The 26,425-nt window shown below is 47.0% G+C and carries 22 protein-coding genes and 1 pseudogene; 2 read left to right on the top strand and 21 right to left on the bottom strand.

Going from position 1 to position 26,425, the window contains the following annotated elements:
- Positions 1 to 20: 20 nt before the first annotated feature.
- The 17 genes and pseudogenes from spoIIID to H509_RS0103910 all read right to left on the bottom strand — a co-directional run bounded on the left by spoIIID (position 21) and on the right by H509_RS0103910 (position 18,956).
- Positions 21 to 308, bottom strand: a complete 288-nt coding sequence (spoIIID, locus tag H509_RS0103995) for a sporulation transcriptional regulator SpoIIID (protein ID WP_028543932.1) — start codon at positions 306 to 308, stop codon at positions 21 to 23.
- A 311-nt stretch (positions 309 to 619) separates the two neighbouring features.
- Complete coding sequence (locus H509_RS0103990; protein WP_028543931.1) at positions 620 to 1,393, bottom strand: M23 family metallopeptidase; 774 nt, start codon at positions 1,391 to 1,393, stop codon at positions 620 to 622.
- A gap of 84 nt (positions 1,394 to 1,477) precedes the next feature.
- A complete protein-coding gene (spoIID, locus tag H509_RS0103985) occupies positions 1,478 to 2,575 on the bottom strand; it encodes a stage II sporulation protein D (protein WP_036696034.1) in 1,098 nt (365 codons plus the stop codon).
- Between the two features lie 545 nt (positions 2,576 to 3,120).
- The gene (gene murA / locus H509_RS0103975) at positions 3,121 to 4,455 is read right to left on the bottom strand and encodes a UDP-N-acetylglucosamine 1-carboxyvinyltransferase (protein ID WP_028543928.1); all 1,335 of its coding nucleotides are present in this window, start codon (positions 4,453 to 4,455) and stop codon (positions 3,121 to 3,123) included.
- 426 nt (positions 4,456 to 4,881) lie between these two features.
- Positions 4,882 to 5,136, bottom strand: coding sequence for a DUF1146 family protein (locus H509_RS0103970; RefSeq protein WP_028543927.1), 255 nt, complete (start codon positions 5,134 to 5,136; stop codon positions 4,882 to 4,884).
- 42 nt (positions 5,137 to 5,178) lie between these two features.
- Positions 5,179 to 8,031: a S8 family serine peptidase gene (locus H509_RS24225; protein ID WP_036696031.1), complete on the bottom strand. Its 2,853-nt coding sequence runs from the start codon at positions 8,029 to 8,031 to the stop codon at positions 5,179 to 5,181.
- Positions 8,032 to 8,384: 353 nt separating this feature from the next.
- Complete coding sequence (locus H509_RS0103960) at positions 8,385 to 9,965, bottom strand: NADH-quinone oxidoreductase subunit N (protein ID WP_028543926.1); 1,581 nt, start codon at positions 9,963 to 9,965, stop codon at positions 8,385 to 8,387.
- Between the two features lie 4 nt (positions 9,966 to 9,969).
- Complete coding sequence (locus H509_RS0103955; RefSeq protein WP_028543925.1) at positions 9,970 to 11,580, bottom strand: complex I subunit 4 family protein; 1,611 nt, start codon at positions 11,578 to 11,580, stop codon at positions 9,970 to 9,972.
- On the bottom strand, positions 11,580 to 13,481 hold the full coding sequence (nuoL, locus tag H509_RS0103950) for an NADH-quinone oxidoreductase subunit L (protein WP_028543924.1): 1,902 nt from the start codon (positions 13,479 to 13,481) through the stop codon (positions 11,580 to 11,582). The genes H509_RS0103955 and nuoL overlap by 1 nt, the downstream gene beginning before the upstream one ends.
- A 21-nt stretch (positions 13,482 to 13,502) precedes the next feature.
- Complete coding sequence (gene nuoK / locus H509_RS0103945) at positions 13,503 to 13,814, bottom strand: NADH-quinone oxidoreductase subunit NuoK (RefSeq protein ID WP_028543923.1); 312 nt, start codon at positions 13,812 to 13,814, stop codon at positions 13,503 to 13,505.
- A 119-nt stretch (positions 13,815 to 13,933) separates the two neighbouring features.
- Positions 13,934 to 14,446: pseudogene (locus H509_RS24220) on the bottom strand (NADH-quinone oxidoreductase subunit J); the annotation flags it as partial.
- Positions 14,439 to 14,891: an NADH-quinone oxidoreductase subunit NuoI gene (nuoI, locus tag H509_RS0103935; RefSeq protein ID WP_028543922.1), complete on the bottom strand. Its 453-nt coding sequence runs from the start codon at positions 14,889 to 14,891 to the stop codon at positions 14,439 to 14,441. The gene nuoI and the pseudogene H509_RS24220, both read right to left, overlap by 8 nt.
- 16 nt (positions 14,892 to 14,907) lie before the next feature.
- Positions 14,908 to 15,918, bottom strand: coding sequence for an NADH-quinone oxidoreductase subunit NuoH (gene nuoH / locus H509_RS0103930; protein WP_028543921.1), 1,011 nt, complete (start codon positions 15,916 to 15,918; stop codon positions 14,908 to 14,910).
- Positions 15,918 to 17,018, bottom strand: a complete 1,101-nt coding sequence (locus tag H509_RS0103925) for an NADH-quinone oxidoreductase subunit D (RefSeq protein WP_028543920.1) — start codon at positions 17,016 to 17,018, stop codon at positions 15,918 to 15,920. The genes nuoH and H509_RS0103925 overlap by 1 nt, the downstream gene beginning before the upstream one ends.
- Before the next feature lie 5 nt (positions 17,019 to 17,023).
- Positions 17,024 to 18,088 carry an NADH-quinone oxidoreductase subunit C gene (locus H509_RS0103920; RefSeq protein WP_028543919.1) on the bottom strand — a complete coding sequence of 355 codons (1,065 nt, stop codon included), beginning with the start codon at positions 18,086 to 18,088 and terminating at the stop codon, positions 17,024 to 17,026.
- Positions 18,085 to 18,603 carry a NuoB/complex I 20 kDa subunit family protein gene (locus H509_RS0103915; protein ID WP_028543918.1) on the bottom strand — a complete coding sequence of 173 codons (519 nt, stop codon included), beginning with the start codon at positions 18,601 to 18,603 and terminating at the stop codon, positions 18,085 to 18,087. The genes H509_RS0103920 and H509_RS0103915 overlap by 4 nt, the downstream gene beginning before the upstream one ends.
- The gene (locus H509_RS0103910) at positions 18,588 to 18,956 is read right to left on the bottom strand and encodes an NADH-quinone oxidoreductase subunit A (protein WP_028543917.1); all 369 of its coding nucleotides are present in this window, start codon (positions 18,954 to 18,956) and stop codon (positions 18,588 to 18,590) included. The genes H509_RS0103915 and H509_RS0103910 overlap by 16 nt, the downstream gene beginning before the upstream one ends.
- Positions 18,957 to 19,542: 586 nt before the next feature.
- On the opposite strand from H509_RS0103910, the gene H509_RS0103905 reads away from it, so the two are divergent.
- Together H509_RS0103905 and H509_RS0103900 are read left to right on the top strand one after the other, a co-directional pair.
- Positions 19,543 to 20,196, top strand: coding sequence for an SDR family NAD(P)-dependent oxidoreductase (locus tag H509_RS0103905; RefSeq protein WP_028543916.1), 654 nt, complete (start codon positions 19,543 to 19,545; stop codon positions 20,194 to 20,196).
- 311 nt (positions 20,197 to 20,507) lie between these two features.
- The gene (locus tag H509_RS0103900; RefSeq protein WP_028543915.1) at positions 20,508 to 21,842 is read left to right on the top strand and encodes an FAD-dependent oxidoreductase; all 1,335 of its coding nucleotides are present in this window, start codon (positions 20,508 to 20,510) and stop codon (positions 21,840 to 21,842) included.
- Positions 21,843 to 21,954: 112 nt separating this feature from the next.
- Here H509_RS0103900 and H509_RS0103895 read toward each other — a convergent pair whose 3' ends face one another.
- The 4 genes from H509_RS0103895 to atpA form a co-directional block, all read right to left on the bottom strand.
- A complete protein-coding gene (locus H509_RS0103895; RefSeq protein WP_028543914.1) occupies positions 21,955 to 22,368 on the bottom strand; it encodes a F0F1 ATP synthase subunit epsilon in 414 nt (137 codons plus the stop codon).
- Between the two features lie 66 nt (positions 22,369 to 22,434).
- A complete protein-coding gene (atpD, locus tag H509_RS0103890; RefSeq protein ID WP_028543913.1) occupies positions 22,435 to 23,841 on the bottom strand; it encodes a F0F1 ATP synthase subunit beta in 1,407 nt (468 codons plus the stop codon).
- A gap of 80 nt (positions 23,842 to 23,921) precedes the next feature.
- Entirely contained in the window at positions 23,922 to 24,794 is an 873-nt protein-coding gene (gene atpG, locus H509_RS0103885; RefSeq protein WP_028543912.1) for an ATP synthase F1 subunit gamma, read from the bottom strand.
- A 111-nt stretch (positions 24,795 to 24,905) separates the two neighbouring features.
- Positions 24,906 to 26,420 carry a F0F1 ATP synthase subunit alpha gene (gene atpA, locus H509_RS0103880; protein ID WP_028543911.1) on the bottom strand — a complete coding sequence of 505 codons (1,515 nt, stop codon included), beginning with the start codon at positions 26,418 to 26,420 and terminating at the stop codon, positions 24,906 to 24,908.
- Positions 26,421 to 26,425 lie beyond the last annotated feature (5 nt).

Here is a 26,425-nt window from a genome sequence, read left to right as displayed (position 1 = left end):
GTTTGCGCATGTGAGGAAGGCTACGATTTGCCCGCAGTGAGCACCTCGCGTTTTTTTGTGCTCGTCTTTTTGTACTTGATCTTGGTGGCCTCTCCTCCACGCAAATGACGCACGGATTTGTGGTATTCGAGAATGTGCTTAACCTGATCCGCGAGGTCCGGATTAATTTCCGGAAGCCGCTCGGTCAAATCTTTATGCACCGTGCTTTTCGACACGCCGAACTCTTTGGCTATGGTGCGAACCGTATGCTTGGTTTCGACAATGCAGCGGCCGATTTTGATGGTTCGTTCCTTGATGTAATCGTGCACGTTCCCGCCTCCCTACTCGGATTAGTTTGGTACATTATATGAGGGGTCTGCCCACTTATGCGTTATAACCAAGCGTGACAAGCCTGACCATGCCGATTATTTTCATAAAAATCATTCAGCAAAACGAAGGAGAGGACGGAAATATGCTTATAGAACAACACTTTGAGCTATTTCTTAACAAATCGGAAGCCCGTTCAATTTTGCGGGGACGTTACGCCACAATATGGATACTTAGAAGCTGAAATCCAGATACCACACCCCAACAACAAAAAAAGACGGAAGCATATGCTCCCGCCTTTGTGAAATCTGCACTAATTTTTAGCTAGCAAGCTTGTCGGATTAACCGGAGTCGTTCCCTCGAACACTTCAAAATGAACATGGACACCCAAGTCCTTCTCCATTTCGCTGCGCCCCGCGGAGGCAATTACCGCACCTTTTTTAACCGCGTCGCCTTTTTTAACCTTTAATTCCGCTACACTTTGATACACGGTTTTCATCCCGTTGCCATGATCGATTTCTACAACATTGCCCATCATAGGATGCTGTTCAGCTCGTGTAACTGTTCCACTCATCGCAGCTAGCACTTCAAACGGCTGCTGGTCTTTACGCGCCAGATCAATACCCGAGTTCGGCGTAAAAGTCTGTTTGTATTCTACTACCGCACGTTGTTGATCTTCTTTAGAAGCTGCGGCATCAAAAAATCCCATAACGACGTCTACACCTTGTACATCCTCGACTGGCCAACCAAGTGTTTCATTGTTGGATACAACAGCTTTCACATCTTCTTGTGTTCCTGCTACAGCGTCCGTACCTTGACCTTGTGTTGTCTCTACTTGTGTCTTGGTGGCGCTAGTCTGTAGCGGTTGCATGTTGGAGCCCTGATAGACCCAGACTAACGTTAAAATAATGGCTGCTGCCGCGACATACAAAGCAGGGAATGCCCACTTCTTAGACAACAGCTTTCTCCATCCCGAAGTTGGAACCGCTTGAGCTCCTGCTAGTTTTGAAGCTTCCGGCGTGTTCGGCGTATTCGAAGATGATGTCGTAGATTTGTTAACCTTAGAGTTTTGGTTTTGTTCACTCATTGTGATCACCTCAGTAACCATTGTTACCGCGACTCTCACTTTTATACGCAAGCAATTACTAATTTTTGAGATTATCTCTATTGGCTATCGTTTAGCATAAGCCGTATCTATCTTCTCTAATACCTGCGAAACTGGAGTCAGCTTAACCCCTTGATAATAATAGGTTAGTATACGCTCTGCGCTTGCCCCTTCCAGCGCCATGCCTTGGGCGCCATACTGACTCATGCCAACGCCGTGGCCATAACCATAAGTTGTTAGTACGATTTTGCCGTTTTCCATTTTCCAGCTAATTGCCGATGAACTTAATCCGAGTTTTTCTCTAAATTGTCTACCTGAAAAGGTGTGCGTGCCTACCTGCACTTCCCCGATTCGTTTCCCTTTAGTGACAGAGAGCAGTTCGATAGCTGTAGAGAGTGTGTCGGCGGCTCCTACTCCCTTGTCCCGATTTGAAATCGCGGTCTTTAGGGCAGGTACTGTATCAACAGCGACACCCAGCTTCCGCAAAAATTCATTCACTTCCATTCGAACCGTTGTCATAAACCGTGGGGATAGCTTCTTGTCCCACGGACTGGATACACTCCTCAAATAGGGAAGCTTCTGATTCCAGTAATCTTCCACATTCTCAGTATAGCCATTGCTCGTTGAAAAAAAGGTAGCCTCAATAGGCTTGTTCTGATAGGTAAGGACTAGCCCCGCCGTATCGTTAACGGCGCGATTCAGCTTGGCAATCGCGTCACTTGGTCGTTCCGCGAGCTTCGCAAGCGGCACATAGGCTTGGTGGGCGACGGTGTCTGTTACGTCGGCCCCACCCACCGCGCCGCCAACATCGCCGCGCGCAAGACGGCGCACTATATATGTGCGCGCGGCAGTTGCCTGTGCCTTGAGCGCTTCCAGTTCAAAGCGCTCTGGCATTTCAGCAGCCACGACGCCGCGCACATATCGTTCCAGCCCCACTCGCTCCACCTTACGCGTGGCCGTGACGTACACGCGTACATATGGCGGCGTATCGGCAGGCTCTGTCGTGATGGATATCGCCGCCTTGCCGCCGCGCGGACTTGGCACTGCTTGCTGCTGATGTCCTTTCGACACAAGCAGCACTGGTGCAAGCAGCGCAAAAGCCATAAGCAAGCTGCTCCACAAGGCAAAGTGAATCCAACCTCGAGAATTGTGCCTCTTGTTCATTTGCCCCCTCCTACGCCCTCTATTTATAGATCCACGCTGCGAATGTTCTCGCGTTGTGCTTCGCTCATTCTCCATAATTTGGTCGCCTTCCATCTACTCTCCCTCCTGTTTCTATCAGCTATTTTGTCCAATCATCACGGCTGCTGCCGCTATACTTTCATGTTATGAAACGGTGGGAGAAGGTAGAACGCTAGAATAAGAGAACATATTATATTTAAATCCTCCTTATCCCCTCTTTGTCCACATGGAGCATTAACAAGTGAATCGATTGCAGTATACATGAGCATACCCGCAACATATTCACCCGCACTCTCGTTAAATAAAGAAATGCCTTCAGTTTGTAATAAAAGAAGATTCCCCCTGTAATAAAATGAAAATAAGTATAGTAATAGAGGAGTAAGAGGAGCTACGTAATTGTACACGGTGATTATATCCTTACGCTGTTGATTAACCAGTATCCTTGGAGACAAACACAAAAAAACCGTCCCCCTAGGGAAACGGCTATCTGTTCTGATCTTCTGTTAGTGTAACTCCACTCTAAGCGATTAAGCCCAAGTTGGCTGTACGTTAAACAGCTTCACTTCTGGAACGTCTTCAACAGATTCGGCTGCTTCGGCCTTCTCTGCGTGGACACGCCAAATATCTGCACCGAGCGCAGACAACTTCTCAGCAAGATGTACGTAACCACGATCAATATGATGGGTTCCGCCAACTTCCGTTGTACCTTCTGCTACTAACCCTGCGCAAATAAGCGAAGCGCCTGCACGCAAATCGGTTGCACACACTTTGGCGCCAATCAGCTTTGCACTGCCTGGAATAATAGCCGAACGGCCATCCACCTTTATGTTTGCATTCATGAGGTTAAACTCATCAACGTGCATAAAACGGTTCTCAAATACAGTCTCTGTAATTACAGACGTACCTGTTGCAACTAACAGCAGCGCCATCATTTGAGATTGCATATCTGTCGGGAAGCCTGGATAAGGCAGTGTCTTAACATCAACCGCCTTCAACGGCTTATCCGCAATAACACGGATGCCATTCTCGTCCGGTACAATGGTCACGCCCATCTCTTCCATCTTCGCAATAACCGGACCTAGATGATCTGCAATCGCACCTTCCACATATACATCGCCACCTGTCATGGCAGCAGCAACCATATAAGTTCCCGCTTCAACACGATCAGGAATAACAGTATGCTCAGCACCGTGCATCCGTTCTACGCCCTCGATACGAATAACGCCCGTTCCAGCACCACGTACAATGGCGCCCATCTTGTTCAGATAGTTCGCCAAATCAACGATTTCCGGTTCACGTGCTGCGTTCTCAATTAGGGTTGTGCCTTCTGCTAGTGTGGCAGCCATCATAATATTCTCAGTAGCGCCTACACTTGCAACGTCCAAATAAATTTTTGCGCCCTTTAATCGGCCTTTAACTGTCGCTTCAATATAACCTTGACCTAGTCCAATTTCGGCACCCATCGCTTCAAAGCCTTTTAAATGCTGATCGATTGGTCTTGAGCCGATTGCACATCCGCCTGGCAAGGAAATGCGCGCCTTACCTGCACGAGCGAGCAGAGGTCCCATCACTAGGAAAGAAGCTCTCATCTTACGTACAAGCTCATAGTTAGCTTCAAAGGATTGAAGCTGCTCTGCTTGAATACGTACAGTCTCGTTGGCATATGTAAGGTTTGCACCTAATTTTTCCAACACTTGGTGTATCGTCTTTACATCCTCGAGTGGAGGCGCATCATGAATAACGCTGACGCCTTCTTCCCCCAATAACGAAGCTGCGAGTATCGGAAGCACTGCATTTTTGGCACCGCTAACTCGAACCGTACCCGACAACCGCTTGCCTCCGCGGACGATAAATTTGCTCATCACGTTTCCCTCCGCGCTTTTATTCCGCCCCATCACATTATTGCTCTGTAAGAAAAGCTTCTTTAATTGATGCACCATGTTGATGTGCTCCTGTAAAAGCGACTGCTTTTCCCTGGAGATACGGACATACATACTTTTGACATGCATACTTCTGCAAAAAAAATAATAGTTACTCTTCATCCATACATACGGGCTATCTTAACCCGACCTTAATAATACCATCCCTTTACAAAGATGGACAAGCGTTAATTTCGACAACAACATTCCACATTTTCCTTGGGGCTATCATCCATTGTTGACATCTTCCTTCGATGTTATTCGACAATTGTGACTCACCACGATGAATTCAATGGCAGTCTTCCTTTTATAACCCATTGCATCGTGTGTTCAAACAACGTACATACCATCCTCAATATTTATTATCTGTTAGAATAAATATTTCAAAGCTTGTGTCCATCCCCAGTAATCAATAAAGAAATGGGATACTGCGCGGCCTAAAATAATCGCCAACAACAAATGCAGCATCTTGCCGGATGGACTTTTCGGATATCGCATTACCAAGTCCAGCTTAAGATGCTGCAAAGACCACCACGCTACCGCGATACAGCACAAGGTCAAAATCATTTGTACGATTCCACTGACGCCTACCGCTGCCGATATGTCGTTAAATGAATCATTCAACGTCCCTTCCTCCTCCTCATGCACTGTTTTGCTGCTTCCAATCTATCCAGCAACGGAAAACAGCATCGATACAAACTCCGCTCTTGTTGTCGATCGATTTGGGGCAAAAGAGCCATCTGCATACCCTTTAATCAATTGCTGCTTTTTTAATTCCGCCAGCATCGGTGCTGCCCAATGATTAAGCGGCACATCCACAAAAGGTTGCTCAGCCGGCATTCGAGCAATAAGATGAAGGGCGTTGCCTATCATCACCGCTGTCTCGGCACGGGTGACCTCTTTAGCTGGCGCAAATCTACCTGTCTCGTAACCAGCTGCGATATGCGCTTGCGCAACTCTGGACACCGCCGAGTACGCCCAATGCGACTGCGGCACATCTGTAAACACAGGCAGATTTGCCGCGCTGCTCTTTAATTTAAATGCATTTGCAATAACAGTAGCAGCCTCTGCCCTAGTGATCAATCGATTAGGGGCAAATTGGGCATCTGCATACCCTTTAATCCAACCCTTCTTAATTGCCCCCACGATCGCCTCTTGTGCCCAGTGCCCCTTGACATCACGCATCCCTGCAACCAACGCCAACTTGGATGCACGCAGCGTATAATAGTTGGTATCAAATTTCTCATTAGCGGTTAACCGAATGTAGTAGGAACCTTTTTCAAGCTTTATGCCCGCCTCAAGCTTAGATTCGCCCTTGCGGTTACGTCCTGATAGAAGCAGCTTTTGCTCCTTATTAAAGACGCTCATTTCTACAGTTCGGTTGCTCGGAATACGTTGAAGCTCAAAATTAATATATGCCTGCTCTTCCAATTGAAGCTGGAACCAATCTTTGTCGCTATGCGAATGAAACACACCTGTATAATTCGTATTTGGTGTTATCGTAACTGCCTCATACATTTTATCATTAGGTTCATTCGGGTCCGTATACTGCGTCAAAAAGTCCAGATGCATTGTATATTGACCTGCGACAGGTTCTGCCTTTGCGGTGACTGCATTTTGAATACGAATATAATATTTGCCTGGTTTCAAGTCGGATAAAACCGACATTTCCGCCTGCCCTTCCGTATTATCATCCATAATATGCACATAATTGTCTGGTCCGGCCACTTCCACCATCGGGTCAATTCTCACTGTATCCGTCGTAACTTTAATTGTTAACGTTCCTCTGGATGGAATTTGTACTTCAAACCAGTCTTTGTCCCCTGTATGGCTAAATGTTCCCGTAACCTGCTGTTTGCGGGCAGGCAAAGCGTAAGCTTCATACTGCTTATCGTTTGGTTCAAATGGATCTGCTGCAATGCGGAAACGAGAAGCTAGCTTGTACGTTGCCGGATTGGACTTAGTCGCCTGTGCAGCGCTCAATCGAATGTAATGCACACCTTTTTTGACAGACAGAGAAATAGGATCCGCTCCAACAGGACTATATCGTTTCCCCTCTTGGCTAGCTCCTACATAATGAACGACTTGTATTGGGCTATTTCCCGCAATACGTTGATACTTCAAGTCGAGCGTCCCGTCATAAGGCACCTCCACACGATACCAGTTACCAACCTTTCCATCTGCTACATAACCTGTATTCATCGTATCTATGGGAAACGCACGTGCTTTATTCCTTGCTTGATGGATAATGTATCCTTCTGGCTTAGGAGCGGTCAACAACGCTTTATCCGCGCGTACCATCCCGTAGCCACTATTGTTATCCCAGCCTTTGGCAACAATATCTTGTGCAGTCATACGCAAATGTTCCCGAATTTGATAAGGCTTCAAGTGTGGATATTTGCTCCATAGCAGGGCAGCTACGCCCGCTACTTGTGGCGCTGCCATCGAAGTTCCTTCCGCATTTTTGTATCCGCCGCCTAGTGCAGTCGTATACACATGCCAAGGAGCTACAATATCGATCTCTGGACCTGTATTAGAACGCGGCTCAACGGTTAGTTGTGGTGTACTGCCCCCAGTCGCCAACACACTCGCATAGGCTGCTGGGTATTTGACTTCAACCTTCTCCTGATATCTCGTGCCATCATTCCCCGTTGCGGCCACAAGCAGTACACCCTTGTCCTCCGCATATTGAACGATGTCCTGCATATATTTCGAATATCGGTATAGTCCGACAGACATCACAACGATCTTTGCCCCGTGATCTACCGCGTATAAAATACCCGCACCTAACTTATCCTCATCTCCATATCCACGCGAATCAAGAGCCTTAATCGGCAAAATCTTCGCTGACCATGTAATGCCAGCCGTCCCTTTGCCATTATTGCCGATCGCAGCCACAACACCTGCTACATTGGTGCCGTGTCCATTGTCATCCTTAGGCAGCCCTGGCTCCAGTAAGTTGACGCCCGGAATTAAATTCGCTTTAAGGTCGGGATGATCCATGTCTACACCTGTATCCACTAAAGCAATCGTAATACCAGAACTTTTATTAACCTGTGACCAAGCAACGTCAGCACCGATCTGCTTTAAATAATGCTGCTGTGGAAAGCTAGGATCGTTGGGCACTACCGCACCAGACAACGACTTAACACGATGATTCGGCTCTATATATTCAACCCGTTTATTGTGTTTGAATCGTTTCAGCCAATCTTTTACCTCGACATGAATAGATGGTTTCATAACCGTAATACCCAATCGTTCCTGAGTGCTTAGGATGATGCTGTCCTGCACAATAGCTTCATCGTATACGCCGGGTTCCTTCCATTTGACGATCCAAGATGTCGATTCTGGCACTGCGTTCTCACTTGTTTCTTTTCCGTTAACCCCAAGCAAAGGATGCGCAGAGTTTATGGGAACTTCAGTATACTGTGGACTTACAGCACCACAGCTTATTAAGGTCGTCCAAGTTAATGTGACCACAAAGAGCATAACGATGATTCGACGCCATCGTGTGTTCATGACTTTCACTTCCAGTATCAATGGTTGTCAGGTGATCCTGCTTAAACCTGCATGTCAATTTGAATTTAATCTATTCGCACTTACACGGTCTCGCTCAGTTGATGGTGCACATACAATAGAAAACCGGCCGGGCCGCTGCCTAACAGCGAACCCAAGCCGGTATCATTATAACATACTCCCCTGTCAAGATGCTCCCGATCTAGCGAAAACCTATTATTGGGCGTACCTAAATCCTAACGGATAGGGCATCGTCCGAAGAGTACATTTCTTCAGCAGCAATTCCAACAATCTGGCATGTAGTGCCTAAGATGAGCACGGAGCTGTTAAGTAGCTGCAAATAAAGCCATTTAACCCTATGGTGTTAAGGTGAACAAATCACCGGGAATAGAGAACAGCGTGTTCAGCCAACCCATCACTTCATTTGGAAATAAGCCGAAGCCCAAGACAAACAGTACGCATATAGCAATAACAGATCCTTGAGGAGCAAGAACCGTTATTTTCCCCTCCTGACCATGCCTCATATACATTTGGCGAATAAACCCGAAGTAAAAGTAGAACGAGATTACACTAGTCAGCATCATAACAATCGCAATCCATATTGAATGTGCAGCCACTGCTCCAACAATAATGTAGAGCTTTCCGAAAAACCCTGCTGTAATCGGAATACCTGCCAACGAAAGGACAAAAACAGTCATAGCGACAGCTAGCCACGGTGAACGATGGTACAAACCGGCAAAGCCTTTTAGCTCCTCATGGCCAACTACGCGGCTGACCACCATCAGTACAGCAAATGCACCTATCGTTGTAAATAAGTAGGCCGCAAGATAATACCAGAATGCATTAAAAACCGAGGCGTTTATCGTATTTCCAAGGATGTTTAATCCTATAGGAACGAGCAGATAACCTGCGTTTGCAATTCCCGACAGCGCCAAAAGTCGTTTCACATTCTTTTGTCTTAAAGCCATCGTTGTTCCTACCACCATAGATAACGCGGCAATCGCCAGCAGCATAATCGTAACATCATTGTATATAGAGAATACACGCTGTCCTTCTGTGTCCGACTCAGCTCCCAGTCCGAAAAATACATTAAATATGATCCGGAACACAACGGCAAGGCTCGCTCCTTTTGCCACAACAGCTAGAAAGGCTGTAATTGGCGTTGGCGCCCCTTGATAGACGTCAGGAGACCACGCATGGAACGGAGCCGCTGCAATTTTAAATCCAAGTCCCACGATAAGCAGTAAGAAACTAACGTATATTAACGGTTGGAAGGCAGCAACATGAGTAGTAAGTGACTGTGCAATATCAATCAGGTTGGTGCTGCCGCTCATGCCATACAAAAACGACATACCATACAATATAAAGGCAGAGGCAACACTTCCAAGCACTGCATATTTAAATGCACCTTCTGTGGACCTCCGGTCGTTCTTTTTCATACCAACTAAAATATAGGAAGTAATACTTAAAAGCTCAAGTCCCACATACAACGTAATCAAGTCGCCAGACGATGCCATCATCATGCCGCCGAGCGCCGCTGGAAGAAGCAAATAATAATATTCGCCGCGATGCGGAAGCTCATCATCCTTCATACTTCCCATACTGATCAAAATAACAAATGCGGTGCCAACTAGAAATAAAACCTTTAGCAGCAAAGCAAAATCATCCACCCGGTAACTCTGATTCAGCAGCTGTAATGCTCCTACTGCTTCGCCACCGACGGCTTGTGTATATCGATCTGCCAATGTCGACACTACAAAGTAGAGAGAGAACAGCACACTTGCCAGCGACAAAATTCCTATCCATTCTCGATGGATACGCTTAGGGAGCAGCAGGTCGATCAGGGAGATGAGAACTGCTGCAATAACAAGCGTCAGTTCCGGTGCTAGGGCAGAAAGCTCGCTCCATTGTAAGGGTTGAACGGTTATAGTATCCATACGATTAGCCCCCTACCTTGAACATATCGATAATGTGACTGACACCATACTCAACAGGCGCTGTCACCAAAGACGGGAACAGACCAATCAGTACGATGCAAGCTGTTAATACGATAGCCGGAACAGCCTCGACCAGGCGTGCGTCTTTCAGCTGTTGATGATGCGCAGCTATTGGCCCGAATGTAATAGCTAATACTCCGCGCAATACGTACACAGCACTGAGAATCACACCAAATGCGCCAATGGTTGCAGCCCACGGCAAATTGCCGTACAAGCCAAGCAATGAAAATAACTCGGCTGGAAATCCCGATAATCCGGGGAGTCCTAAAGAAGCTAAACCTGCAATCAGTAATAGAGCGCTAATAAACGGAATCCGCTTGGCCAGGCCGCCAAGCTCGTCGAGGCGCGTAGTTCCAGTACGCTCGCTCAAACTGCCTACAAGCAAGAAAAACAAAGCGGAAATAAATCCGTGTGATACCATTTGCATGACAGCGCCTTGCAGCCCGATTTCATTCATCGCCGCAATCCCGAACAACACAAATCCCATATGGCTAATACTTGAATAGGCTAACACTAGTCTAAATTCAGTTTGGACAAAAGCCAAAATCGCACCATATAAAATATTAATAATACCAAGGACAGCTAACACCGTTGCCCAATCTGCCAACTGCTGTGGTAGCAGCACCATACCGAACTGAATAAGACCGTAGGCTCCCATTTTAAGCAGAACACCTGAATGAAGCATCACAACAGGAGTCGGTGCTTCCGCATGTACTTTCAGCATCCAAGTATGGAAAGGGAAAAGGGGCAGCTTAATGCCAAAAGCTATCAACAACAGCACAAACGTACCCATTCGCCAGCCTTCAGACAAGAAGAACGGACTGTGACCCAGGTTAGCAGCAGCCCCTGATGATTGTAAATGATTTACGATCGTATAAAGATCACCGCTGTACACAAACTTGACTGCGCCGCTTGTGTCCGTAATCTGATCAAAACCAGCTGTTGCAACCAAAATAGCAAAAGCAACAAACATCAGCGCTGAACCGAGTCCGTTATATAGCAGAAAATGGTTGGCTGCCCGCTCTCGATTAGCTAAGCCCCATATCCCGATTAAGAAAAAGGTCGGAACCAATGTCCATTCAAAAAAGGCGAAAAACAAAAATAAGTCACGTGCCATAAAGACACCAAGCATACCTACTTCCAACAGCAATAACAAAATAAAATATGTTTTCTGACGTTTACGAATAGATACTGAAGCCAAAGCTGACATCGCAGCCACAATTGTCGTCATAACTACAAGCGGCAGTGACAGTCCGTCCAAAGCCAAATGGTATGGAATGTCTAATGTCCATGACTGAATGCCTTTTGCCACATCCAGATTTAGTGGTATGGAAATCCAGTCGAACTTTTCTAACAAGGTGTTCCCCTGCTTGGATGCATCATATCCCGCATATATAACAACTGCGATAATGAGGGAGATAAAGGTTGTCACAATACCTATTGTCCGAATTGCAAATACCCGCTCCTTCGGAATAAGTAACAGGATAAGCACGCCAAGCAGCGGGGAGAATGTCAACAACGACAACCACGGAATTGAACTTATCTGACCGACCATTACCAGAACCCCCTTCCTAGCGCTAGCATCAGCAAGACCAACGCTACGAAACCAAACAAGGACACGATACCATAGGTTTGCAACTGTCCGTTTTGGACTCGTGTAGAGGTTCTACCCCATCCATCTACAAATGCGGAAATAAAGCGAACCAGGCCATCCACCACATAGCGATCGATTATGTCCAATCCTTTCCCTATAACACGTAATGGACGGACAATTAACCAGTTGTACAATTCATCGATGTAATATTTGCGCTCCAGCACACGAAACAACGGTGCTGCTGCCTGCTCAAGCTTATCAACGCGTTGGGATTGACCAGGTCGGTATAACACATAACCGAGCAGCACACCACACACACCTGCCGCTACCGAAATGATCATAACAAGCACATTCGCATGATCCTCAGCGGGCTCTCCAGTCAGCCAAATACCAAATTGGCCATTAAATGGCGTGTAGACAAAGCCCGCAATAAGGGCCAGCACCGCTAACACAACCAATGGAATCGTCATTGACGACGGGGATTCGTGCGCTTGTTGATAAATCTGGTCATCTGCTGGCTTGCCAGTAAAGGCCACAAAGAACAACCGTGCCATATAAAACGCCGTAAAAAATGCCGCCAGCACACCAATTACAAACAGCAGCTTATGATCTTGCTCCCATGCGGCTGCCAAAATAGCGTCCTTGGACCAGAAGCCTGAAAATGGCGGAATGCCGGAAAGCGCCATAGCACCGATTGCAAACGTCCACGTCGTTACTTTCATTTTACGGCCAAGCCCGCCCATCTGGAATATATCCTGCGTATGTACCGCATGTATCACACTGCCCGCGCCAAGGAACAAAAGTGCCTTAAAGAACGCATGTGTAAACAGATGAAACACACCTGCTGTAACAGCGCCTAGTCCTAACGCCATCATCATATACCCTAACTGGCTAACTGTTGAATAAGCCAATATTCGTTTAATATCTCGCTGTGCAAGCCCAATCGTTGCGGCAAATATAGCTGTAAAACCACCTATCCCTGCTACGATAGCCATCGCCGTAGGAGACACATGAAAAATCGAAAATGTACGCGCCACCAAGTAGACACCAGCGGCAACCATCGTTGCAGCATGGATTAGCGCTGAGATGGGCGTTGGCCCTTCCATCGCGTCAGGCAGCCAAGTATGGAGGGGGAACTGACCCGATTTCCCCATCGCGCCTATAAAGATCAGCGAAGCGATCCACGTAGCTATACCAGCGGTAATGCCATGTTGTGCAAGGGAATCTCCACTTTGGAATACCGTTTGAATGACACTGAAGTCTAGCGAATGGTCAGGCATCTGCCAGAAGAGCAGCAAAATCGCAATAAGCAGCCCCACATCGCCGATGCGTGTTACAATAAAAGCTTTTTTGGCTGCTGCTCGTGCCGCAGGGCGATCATACCAGAAGCCGATCAGGAGGAAAGAGCACGCCCCTACCAATTCCCAGAACATATACAATTGCAGCAGATTCGGTGAAACCACGAGGCCAAGCATCGAGCTTGTAAATAAAGCTATATAAGCAAAAAATACGTGCTGTCTGTCGTCACCCTCCATATACCCTTTAGCATAAAGGTTGACTAATGTACTAACTATCGTCACAACTATCAGCATCAATACATTTAAATTAGTCAGTTCATAGCCTACTCGAAGTGTGACCTCCCCCAAATTGACCCAATCTATACTGTGGGAATACACTTCTGCATCAGGTGACCAACGCTCCGTCAGAACTAGAACAGACAGCACTAACGCCGCTAACGAACTCAAGAGGCCAAGCAGGGAGGCAGCTCCCTTTATTTGACGTCCAAGTGCCGTCAACACGAGGAACGCGAGCAGCGGAATAGTTGGAATAGCCCACGCGTATTGCGAAAAGACGGTCTCCATTTCTCGTATCCTCCTAATCCGTTATCTGCGTAAGTCGTCATATTCGTCCACGTTGGCCGTGCCACGATTCCGGTACAACGCGATCAAAATTGCAACTCCAACAGCAGCTTCCGCTGCGGCGATCGCGATGTTAAAGAGCGAGAACACTTGCCCTTTAAGGCTCGGAACGACTCCGTATTTAGAAAATGCGACTAAGTTTAAGTTCACTGCGTTTAACATCAATTCAATAGAAAGCAGGACAATGACGGCACTTCGTTTAGTCAACACACCGTATAGCCCAATACAAAATAAAATCGCAGCCAATGTTAAAAAGGAAGCCAGCATCGTGCTCATGTCGGATTGCCTCCTTTAGGGGGCTCTTGCAGCTGTTGCAAGCCTGATGATAATGGTTCAGAAGCAGACACGGAGGACTGATCTGTCAGTGCAGAAGACGGATTAATCGAAGTCGGATCGTCATTTTTTGCCAGTACGATTGCACCAATAAACGCTACTGTCAACAATACAGACAACAATTCAAACGGAATAACATGCTCTGTAAACAGCAGCTTGCCGAGCGCAAGCGTGTTGTCCTCGGACAGAGGCTTGTCGGCAGGTGTCGGAAACTGCGTTCCTCGAATCGCGAAGAACAGCACGCCGAACAGCGCCAAACAGCCTATGGCTGCCAGCGCTTCCTTCCAAGGCTTCATGATCACCTCGTCTTGCTTATCATGTCGTGTCATCATAATGCCAAAGATCATGAGAATTGAGATCGCACCCGCATAGACGAGTACCTGCACAAATGCTACAAACTCAGCTTCTAGCAGCACATAGATACCAGCCAAACCTACGAAGGAAAAAGCAAGCGATACGACCATATGTACAACTTTTGTAAAGTTCAGCATTAACACAGCACCCGTGATTACACATACTGCCAAGGCAAAGAAAGCTATGGTCTGACCATTAAGCTCCATTGAAAAGTTAAACATCTTTCTTTGCCCCTCCTTTTGGCAGCATTGAGATATTGTCCTGCCGGATCAGACTGTTGTTGCCATTTAGCCAATCCCGATCCTTGTACAAATCGTCGCGGCTGTAAGTTGCCAGTTCAAAGTTGTTGGTCATCACGATCGCTTCGGTTGGGCACACTTCTGTGCACAGATCACAAAGGATACAAATCTCAAAGTTAATATCATACGTGTCGATGACCTTCCCCTTTTTGTCAGGATCCGGGTTGGGCTTGCCTGTCAATGTAATACATTCGGTTGGACAGACGCGGGCACACGCATTACATACAATACATTTATCCGGGTCAAAATGCTGAATCCCGCGGAACCGATCCGGCATTTGCAAAGGAACGTCTGGATAGGCGTAGGTGATCTTTTTGGATGTCATCGCCTTAAATGTGACACCAAGACCTTTAAGCAATCCTTTCACGGTTTTCACCCCTTGCTTATTTGTTAAATATCTCGATATAAGCCGCAGTCAAGAAAATATTAAGTATCGCAAGCGGCAGCAGCACCTTCCAGCCGAAACTCATCAGTTGATCGACACGGATACGTGGCATCGTCGCACGCAGCCAGAACAAGAAGAATACGCAGAAGGAAAATTTAAGTACAAACCATAACAAGCCTGGGATGAAATCAAGAACCGCAAGCGGTGGGTGCCAACCGCCTAAAAATAATACTGTCGTTAACGCCGAAATCGCAAAAACGTATACATACTCGGCGAGCATAAAAAACGCAAAGCGGAAGCCACTGTATTCCACATGGTATCCAGCAACCAGTTCTGACTCTGCTTCCGGCAAGTCAAAAGGCGTTCGGTTCAGCTCGGACACCGCCGCAATCATAAAGATAACAAAACCGATGATTTGAGGAAGGAAGTTCCACTCCCAAAAATTGTTCCCTTGTCCCCCTACAATCGTACGCAAGCTTAAGCTTCCATTTAGCATAATAACGCCCACCACCGACATGACCAGTGGAATCTCATAACTGATCATTTGTGCCGCCGACCGCATGCCACCTAGCAATGAATATTTGTTGTTAGACGCCCAACCGCCCAATACAACACCAATTGTAGAAATACTGGACAAGGCCGCATAATAAAGCAGACCAACGTTGAGATCGGCAAAACCTAATGATTGTGTATAAGGAATCGTAGCAAGCACCGCAAAGGACGGCACATATACAAGGACTGGAGCAAGTATAAAAAGCGCACGATCCGCTTTTTTAGGAATTGTATCTTCTTTGAGCAGAAGCTTGAGGATATCGGCTACCGTCTGCAACAATCCAAGCGGACCTACTCGTGTAGGGCCATGCCGCAGCTGCATCCAGCCAATAACTTTTCGTTCAAAATATATCGCATACGTAACAAAACCGAGCACAACAAACAGGAAAACAACTCCCCATCCGAAAAATACGAGCCCATTCTGCCACGTAAAAGATTGCTGAATTAGCTCTTGCACTAGCAATCCACCTCCCCGACGACGATATCGACGCCACCTAATATAGTGATCAGGTTAGTCATCGTTTCGCCAACGAGCAATTTAGGTAATATTTGAAGATTTACAAATGAGGGCCTGCGGAATTTTAAGCGGTAGGGCTCCGCTTTCCCTTTCGATATAATGTAGCAGCCAATCTCACCACGTGGAGATTCGATACGTGCATATACTTCACCGGCTGGCGGTCTAATGACGCGTGGCACTTTGCCCATCGTATCCCCGCCAGACGGGAATTGTGCGACAGCTTGCTCCAAAATTCTCAAGCTCTCGTGAATTTCCTGCAAGCGGATCAAATATCTGTCGTAGCAGTCCCCCTTCTGTCCGAGCGGTACATCAAACTCGAAGCGGTCGTAGAGGCTATAAGGTTCTGTCTTACGCAAATCCCAGTCCACACCTGTGCAACGCAGATTAGCTCCGCTCAAGCCATAGGCGATAGCCGTGTCTGCATCATATTGACCGACCCCTTTAATGCGGGCCAGAAAGATTTCGTTGCCACTGACGAGACGGTCATATTCATCCATTCGTTTGCGCATATAGGGGATAAAGTCACGTACTTTATCTATCCATCCGGATGGAGCATCCCACTTTACACCGCCTACACGCATATAGTTGTACGTCAAGCGTGCGCCGCTGATCTCGTTAAAAAGATCAATAATAATCTCGCGATCTCGGAAAGCATACAGGAATGGGCTCATCGCGCCGATGTCCAGCAAATATGTTCCCCACCATACAAGGTGACTGGCTACACGTTGAAGTTCCATCACAATTAAACGAAGGAACTCGGCACGTTCTGGCACTTCAATGTTCATCATCTTCTCAACAGCGTGCACCAACACATAATTATTGGTCATCGCCGATACATAATCCATTCGATCTGTGTAGGGAATAATTTGTGTGTAATTTAAGCTTTCCGCCAGCTTCTCAGTACCGCGGTGCAAGTAGCCCATTACGGGAGTTGCTTCGGTAATGACTTCACCGTCAAGTTTGACGACGATGCGAAATACGCCATGTGTGCTAGGATGCTGGGGGCCTACGTTTAAGAGCAGTTCTTCTGTCCGTATCATAGGCATCACACCTCCGAATCAAGCTGCTCGTAGTCTTTGCGAAGCGGATGACCTACCCAGTCATCCGACATCATAATTCGCCTTAAGTTCGGATGTCCTGGAAACGCTATACCAAACAAATCATAGGTTTCGCGCTCGTTCCAATCCGCAGTAGGCCATATCGGGGTTACGGAGGCGATAGACGGCTGCTCACGGTCTGTCTTCACGTGGACTGCCACCTCCATGCGAGTCTTTAAACTAATAAGGTGGTACACGACAGCTAAATAGCTCTCTTGATCAACTCCTGATAAATTCCGTAAATAATCGCAAGCCCACTCCGGATTATGCCGCAGCCACTGTGCCGTCTGGTACCAGTGCTCCGCTTTAATTGTGACGGTTGGCATATGACCATCCGTTTCATTGATAATAGATGCCTCTACCGCATCCGGAGCGATGTCAGCTCGAAGCTGCTCCACAAGTCTATCCAGCACAGGTTGCTTTGGAGAAGGCACCTTTGGCTGTTCTGGCTCCTCCTCCTTCGGCGCTCGTGGCGCTCGCGCTGGCCGTGTTGCTGCAGCAGGCTCCGCTGCGGAATCGCCCACTGTGCCGCCTTCAGCCGCTGTGGCTCGCGCTGCTTTTGCTTCTGCTGCCGCCTTAGCGCGTGCAGCCCTCTCTTCCTCCGTCAGCGGCTTGCGGGCCGGCTTGTCTGCCGCCGCTTCCGTTGGCGCTTCGCCCTTGTGCTCCGCTGGCTGCGCCTCTGCCTCCGCAGCTTTCTCCTGCGCGCTATCCGCTGGCGCATCGCCCTTGCGCTCCACCGGCTGCACCTCTGCCTCCGCAGCTTTCTCCTGCGCGTTATCCGCTGGCGCATCGCCCTTATCGTCAGTCGGCTTCACTCCGACTTCCTGCATCTCGCTTTGCTTCACTTCCATCTGTTCATTTGCTGCGCTCTCGCCCACGTTATTCCTGTCATCAGCCGTATTGTCAGTAGAAGCTTCCAATTCACCCTCTACTGCTTGAGCAGGTCCCTTCGGCTCTTGGTCTGGCTCAAGTAATGGCTTCTCTCTATTCGTTGGTTGGTTATCCTCACTCATCGGTTAGACACCCGCTTCCCAGTCTTAGCCTCATAGCGGATCTTCTCTTGTAGTTTATTAATGCCATAGATCAGTGCCGCAGGATTTGGCGGACAGCCAGGTATATACACATCGACTGGCACTACCTGATCCACTCCCTTAACTACAGCGTAAGACTTTACATAAGGACCACCGGCTGTTGCACAAGACCCCATTGCTATCACCCACTTGGGCTCAGGCATCTGATCATACAAACGCCGCAGCAGCGGAGCCATCTTTTTCGTTACTGTTCCTGCAACAATCATGCAGTCTGACTGTCGAGGTGAAGTCCGAAATATGACGCCAAATCGGTCCAAGTCATAATGTGACGCCCCAGTTCCCATCATTTCAATCGCACAGCACGCCAGACCAAACGTAAGCGGCCACAACGAATTGCTGCGTGCCCATGCCTTCAACTGCTCCAACGTACCAAAAAACACGTTACGTTCTAGCTCCCGTTGTTCTTCGGGGGTAATTGATTCTAAAGCGAATTCCATTTGAGCACCTTCTTTTTCCAGGCGTAGATGAGACCAACAAGCAGCAACCCGACAAAGATAAGCATTTCAACTAAAGCAAACAACCCCAGCTGCTTGTAAGCAACTGCCCACGGGTACAAGAAAACGGTTTCGACATCAAAAATGACAAACATGAGCGCAAACAAGTAATACCGGATATTAAACCGTACTTGTCCCACACCCACTGGTTCGTTACCGCTTTCATAAGTGGTCTTCTTCATTTCTGTCGGCTTGTGCGGCCTTAATAGTCGCCCTACTGCGAGCGCAACTACCGGCAGCAAAATACCAAGTGCGACAAAAATGGCCACGATGACGTAATTGTTGATGTAATCCATGACATCCCCCTCCGTCGTGCAGCGATATTATTTGACTGTACAGCAGTTAACTCGTAATAAACCCGACACAATTATAACAAAACCTGCCAATATCGTCTACGTAAAAGCTATAGTATTTATACGTTTTCGACAATTTTTAAATACAATGTTTTCCTTTAATAGGTATGATCACATGCCCACCTTGAGACAATCCATTTATGAACATTGTGTGACATAAATATAATACACACTTATATTAGGCAAAAAAAAGAGCCGCGGAACCGACCGCGGCAAAAAACATGGAGGATGAGGAAACTAACTACCTTACAACCAACCTACTGCAATACGTCATTCACCAAGAAGAACGTCTGCGAGAACGTAGCCAATGTGATAACAACTCTCCACTCAGATATGAGAATGATTATCAATATTAACTGAGATCAGTATAACGTGAAATTAATAACGGTGTCAAGTATTTCAAAATAGTTATTTAACAGAACCCCACATATTCTCATTTCTCATTGTTAACTTTACCTTTGAAACCTTGCCTTTCTATCGTTTAAAATAAAATGACATCGGATCTATGACGATAAGGGGATGACATACCATGAAACAACCGATGATTTGGATCGTCGGCGCAGGCTGCGGTATCGGACTAGGAATCGCCAAGACTTTTGGCAAGCGCGGCTATTTGCCGCTTCTGATTACACGCGAGGAATCACTACTCGAAGCTATGAAACAAGCACTAATTGAACAAAATGTAACTGCCGAAGGAACCGTTGCTTATGCCGGAGACGAAACCTCTCTACGAAATACTTTAAATGAGTTGGAGCAGCAGTACGGAGTGCCTGACGTACTCATATACAACGCATCAGCTCATACGCCAGGCTATCCTTCTGAAGTAGCTCCTAGCGACATGCTTGCTGACCTGCAAGTAAATGTAATAGGCGCCCTTACCGCTGCTCAGTGTGTGCTCTCTGGCATGCGTACACGCGGTACAGGCTCCATTTTATTTACAGGTGGTGGTCAAGCCATTCACCCAACCGCTACACTTGCTTCACTAGGCGTTGGTAAGTCCAGTATTCGTAATCTCGCTTTAAGTTTGCATGACGAGTTGAAGAACTATGGCCTTTATGCAGGTACACTTACAATTAGCGGATTCGTACAACCAGGTACTGCCTTTAGCCCCGATGTGATTGGCGAGGCTTTCTACCGTATGCATCAGCAGAAAAACGAAGCAGAAGTCATCATTAGACCGTAGACAAGCAGGTAAAAGACCGGACGGAGCAGCAGCTTCTCCGGTTTTTTTGATGCCATAGCTGCAAATTATTATGCTCATTTATTTGTGGTGATCATAAACCAAATTTAGTCCTTACGCAAAATACAATTAATTAAAATTTTTATTTACTACTTGCAATTTTTTTCACAATGCATATAATAAAGTTCAAGCACATTGTGATATACATCACATGATTGCTTTCCTTTTTGACATATGTAGTGAATGTTTTCACTTTCACTATGTTAAATTTAATTGCCCACATCCCATGCACTTACCCTTAGGAGGTTATTTAGATGAAAATTGCCGTTATTGGATGTACACATGCTGGAACAGCCGCTATCGTACAAGCTGCTAAACGTTACCCCGATGCTGTTATCACGGTTTATGAACGTAACGATAATATATCGTTTTTATCTTGTGGCATTGCTTTAAATGTAGGCGGGGTCGTTCCTGATGCGGATAAATTGTTCTACTCTTCTCCCGAGGCACTTCGTCAGCTTGGGGTGACCACACATATGAAGCATGACGTCACGGCGCTTGATCTGGACGCTCATACGTTGACTGCCCGCAATCTTGATAATGGAGACGTCATTGAAGATACGTTCGACAAATTAATTATTACAACTGGCTCATGGCCGATCGTTCCCCGATTTGAAGGTGCTGAGTTCAGCAATATATTGCTTTGCAAAAATTATCATCATTCGCAAACGATCATTCACAAAGCAAAAGAAGCTACCAATATTGTAGTCATTGGGGCTGGTTATATTGGAATTGAGCTTGTTGAAGCATTCGAGGAAAGTGGAAAGCATGTTACGCTAATTGATATGACAGATCGCATTATGGCCAAATATTTGGATGTGGAATTTACAGCACCTGTAGAGAAATCTTTTGCAGATCGCGGTGTTGTGTTAGCTCTTGGTGAAACTGTTCACCGATTCAATGGTACTAACGGTACCGTAAGCAGTGTAGTTACAGACAAAGGGGAATACGCTGCTGATCTCGTTATTTTGTGCATCGGCTTCCAACCCAATACAGCGTTTATGCGCGGCAAATTAGATATGCTCGATAATGGAGCTATTATCGTTGATGAGTACATGCGTACTAGCCATCCTGATGTCTTTGCAGCGGGTGATTGCACTGCTGTTCAATATAATCCGACTGAGCAACCAGCTTATATCCCCTTAGCAACCAATGCGGTACGGATGGGTACTATAGCTGCATGTAATCTGATGACGCCTAGAATTCGCTCTCTTGGAACGCAGGGTACATCCGGCATTAAAATTTATGAGCACCATATTGCCACTACAGGGCTTACAGAAGATGCAGCCATACAACAAGGGCTAGTTGTGGAAACGAGCCTATTGGAAGACCATTATCGCCCAGAGTTTATGCCTACAACAGAGCCATTAAAGTTAAAACTGGTATTTGAGCAAGGCTCGCGCCGAATTGTAGGGGCGCAGCTTAGCTCTACCATTGATCTAACCGCTGCAATTAACACGATGTCGGTCTGTATTCAGAATCGTATGACGGTGGATGAGCTTGCCGTCGTAGATTTCTTCTTCCAGCCGCATTTCAACAAACCGTGGAACTATTTAAATGCGGTAGCGTTGCAAACCTGGAACACTTAACTTACACGACACAAGACAGCACTTTTACAAAATAAAATTAGTAATACAAAAACAGGCTATCCCAAGGATCTATAACCTATCCGGGATAGCCTGCTTCTATTTAAGGAACCTCTTAACCTCGTTCCGATACTTTAATCCGTGTTATAGCACGATGGAGCGACACTTCAGCACGACGGAAATCAACGTGATCCTGCTTGCTTCGTTCTGCCATAGCAATACGCTGCTCAGCACGGGCCTTCGCTGCTTTCGCACGCTCAACGTCAATGTTCTCTGGCAATTCTGCACTTTCCGCAAGGACAACCACTTTGTCTTTGCGTACTTCCACAAATCCACCATGAACAGCGATCCAATGCTCTTGACCACCGAACTTGATCTTCATTGGTGCAATATCAAGCGGCGTGACCATCGGAATATGACCTGCCAAGATGCCGAGATCCCCTTCAACGCCCTTAACGCTGACCATGTCCACCTCTTGCGCAAATACTTTGCGCTCAGGCGTGACAATTTCCAATAAAAAGGTACTCAACTGCGGTTCCCTCCTTCCGTTCTGCTTATCCTAACGATAAAGCAGACCGTATCACGTCAAGCCGCTTTACAGCGTCTTCGCTTTTTCCACAGCTTCCTCAATAACACCTACGAACAAGAAGGCTGCTTCTGGAAGATCATCATGTTTGCCTTCCAAAATTTCTTTGAAGCTGCGAACCGTTTCTTTAACAGGAACATATTTACCAGAGAGACCTGTGAATGGCTCAGCAACGTGGAACGGCTGCGACAAGAAGCGTTGAATCTTACGCGCGCGCGCAACAGTCAGCTTATCTTCTTCGGACAATTCGTCCATACCCAAGATATTAATAATATCTTGAAGCTCTTTGTAACGCTGCAACAAGCGCTTAACGCCTTGTGCTACGTTATAGTGCTCTTCACCAACGATGTCTGGTGCAAGGATACGAGAAGAAGAAGCGAGTGGATCTACCGCTGGGAAGATACCCATCTCGGAAATTTTACGCTCCAAGTTTGTTGTTGCATCCAAGTGAGCAAACGTTGTAGCTGGTGCTGGATCCGTATAGTCATCCGCAGGAACGTAAATCGCTTGGATCGACGTAACTGAACCTTTTTTCGTTGACGTAATACGCTCTTGTAATTGACCCATTTCTGTTGCCAATGTTGGCTGGTAACCTACCGCGGACGGCATACGTCCGAGCAACGCGGATACCTCAGAACCCGCTTGAGTGAAGCGGAAGATGTTGTCGATAAAGAGAAGTACGTCTTTGCCTTCTTCATCACGGAAGTATTCCGCCATAGTCAAGCCTGTCAAGGCTACACGAAGACGTGCGCCAGGAGGCTCGTTCATTTGACCGAACACCATTGCTGTCTTGTTAATAACGCCTGAATCTTTCATCTCATGGTACAAGTCGTTACCTTCACGAGTACGTTCACCAACACCCGCAAATACGGAAATACCACCGTGTTCTTGTGCAATGTTGTTGATCAATTCTTGAATCGTAACGGTCTTACCTACACCTGCACCACCAAACAAGCCGATTTTACCGCCCTTTGCGTAAGGTGCAAGCAAGTCGATAACTTTAATTCCCGTTTCCAGAATCTCCGCTTGTGTCGACAATTCATCGAATTTGGGAGCTTCACGGTGAATTGGGCTCGTGTGCTCATTGGCTACTGCACCCGCATTGTCAATCGGATTGCCCAATACGTTAAATACGCGTCCCAATGTCGCGCTGCCTACAGGCACTGAAATTGGAGTGCCTTGGTCCACTGCTTCCATGCCACGCACCATACCATCCGTGGAAGACATCGCTACACAACGAACGATGTTATCGCCCAAATGTACCGATACTTCCAACGTCAAGTTGATGTCAGGCGCGCCAGGAGTGGTCGATTTTTGTTCAACCTTAACCGCGTTTAAAATTTCCGGAAGTTGACCACGTTCGAACTCAATGTCGACAACCGGACCCGTAACGCTAATAACGCGTCCTTTATTCATCTCGTTCCCTCCTCTGATGACCTTGATAAGCGATTTAGCCTTATCAATTCATCCTACTGAAAACATCCACTATATCCGAATTAGCCTTGAGCGTTAGCCCCTGCTACGATCTCCGAAATTTCTTGCGTAATGGCAGCTTGACGTGCACGGTTGTATGTCAAAGTCAGCCCCGATATCATATCGGATGCATTCTTCGTCGCACTTCCCATTGCCGTCATTTTAGCCCCAAATTCACTCGCCTTTGCATCCAATACAGCACTGAATATAAGTGTCTCTGCGTATTTCGGCAATAAATGCTCCAATACGACTTCAGGAGACGGCTCAAATTCATATGCAGCAGTAGGCGCATGCGTATGAGTGTCAGTCCCATCGTCTTCCAACGGAAGCAAACGTTTCTCCGTTGGCACTTGCGTGAGGGCATTAACAAATTGATTGTAGAACAAGTTCAATTCGTCATATTGCTCTTCTTCGAAATATTTAACTGCCTTATAAGCAATCGTCTTAACATCCGCAAATGTTGGCGCATCCGGCACTTCTGTCACTTCCGCTACGATCGGTAATCCCCGACGACGGAAATAATCACGGCCTTTGCGTCCGATTACAAACAATACAAACTCATCGTTGGAACGATGACGTTCACGAATCGTCTGCGTGACCATACGAAGAACGTTGGCATTGTAACCACCTGCAAGACCGCGGTCTGAGGTAATGACAAGGTAACCCGTTTTCTTCACTGGACGCTTGACGAGCATCGGATGAGTAATACCTTTTGTACCTGAAGCGATGCTGGCAACAACCTCTTTGAGCTTATCCGCATATGGACGAGCCGCTTGCGCTTGCTCTTCTGCACGGCGCAGCTTCGCAGCCGCCACCATCTCCATCGCCTTAGTAATTTGCTTTGTACTTTGAATGCTCTTGATCTGGCGTTTAATATCGCGCATCCCTTTAGCCATTAACGTTTCACCTGCCTTGTACGCTTTGCGTGAGGCAAAGCAAACTTCTTCGCTCTTGAACGTTGTGCGCCGGGACGCTTATCACGTACCCGGCCCACTATCTATACATCATTAAGCCGTTACAGCAAAGCCCTTCTTGAACTTCGTCACTGCTTCCACCAATGCATCTTCTGTTTCCTTGGACAGATCCTTCGTATCACGAATGGATGTGAAGATCGTCTCGTAGTTGGAACCTACATAATCCAAGAACTCATGTTCAAAACGTGTAACGTCTTGAACTGGAATCTCATCGATGTGGCCTTTTGTAGCTACATAAAGGCTGACGACTTGTTTCTCAACTGGGAGCGGCTGGTGAACACCTTGCTTCAGGATTTCCATCAGACGCGCACCGCGGTTCAGACGTGCAAGTGTAGACTTATCCAAGTCCGAGCCGAACTGTGCGAACGCTTGAAGTTCACGATATTGTGCCAAGTCCAAACGCAGCGTACCTGCAACTTTTTTCATGGCTTTAATTTGAGCTGAGCCACCTACACGGGATACGGAAATACCAACGTTAATCGCTGGACGTTGTCCGGAGTAGAACAAGTCAGACTCCAAGAAGATCTGGCCGTCTGTTATGGAAATTACGTTTGTCGGAATGTAGGCCGACACGTCTGATGCTTGCGTCTCGATAAATGGCAGGGCAGTCAATGAACCGCCGCCTTTCTCGTCGCTCAGCTTCGCTGCACGCTCCAGCAAACGGGAGTGCAGGTAGAATACGTCACCTGGATAGGCTTCACGGCCTGGAGGACGACGGAGCAGCAAGGACAACTCGCGGTATGCTGCCGCTTGTTTAGTCAAATCATCGTAAATAACAAGAACGTGCTCGCCCTTGTACATGAAGTACTCACCCATTGCACATCCTGCATAAGGAGCCAAGAACAACAATGGAGACGGCTCAGATGCCGCAGCAGTAACGACAATCGTGTAATCCAAAGCGCCATGACGACGCAATGTTTCTACAACCTGTGCTACTGTAGATTGCTTCTGACCAATTGCAACGTAGATACACTTCACTCCGTTACCCTTTTGGTTCAGAATTGTATCAATTGCGATAGCCGTTTTACCCGTTTGACGGTCACCGATAATCAACTCACGTTGTCCGCGGCCGATTGGTACCATCGCGTCGATCGCTTTGATCCCTGTTTGCATAGGCTCATGAACTGATTTACGGTCGATAACGCCTGGTGCGTTAGCTTCAATCGGACGGAATTCTGTAGTCTCAATTGGACCTTTGCCATCCAACGGATGTCCCAATGGACTTACGACGCGACCAAGCAATGCTTCGCCAACAGGAACTTCCATAATACGCCCTGTTCGTTTAACTTGGTCACCTTCGCGAATATCTTTGTATGGTCCAAGAATAACGATACCTACGTTGTTCTCTTCCAAGTTCAGCGCCATACCCATAACGCCGTTAGAGAATTCAAGCAATTCGCCCTGCATACATTGCTCTAAACCGTGAACGCGAGCAATACCGTCACCTACTTGAATGACTGTACCGACTTCCGCCACTTCGATTTCGGATTTATATTTCTCGATTTGACTTTTAATCAGCGTGCTGATTTCATCAGGTCTAATGCTCAATTCGC

The organism is Paenibacillus taiwanensis DSM 18679 (assembly GCF_000425125.1).
Taxonomy (GTDB): Bacteria; Bacillota; Bacilli; order Paenibacillales; family Paenibacillaceae; genus Paenibacillus_B; species Paenibacillus_B taiwanensis.
Note: the sequence above shows the minus strand (reverse complement) of the source record. Positions and strands in the feature narration are given on the sequence as shown.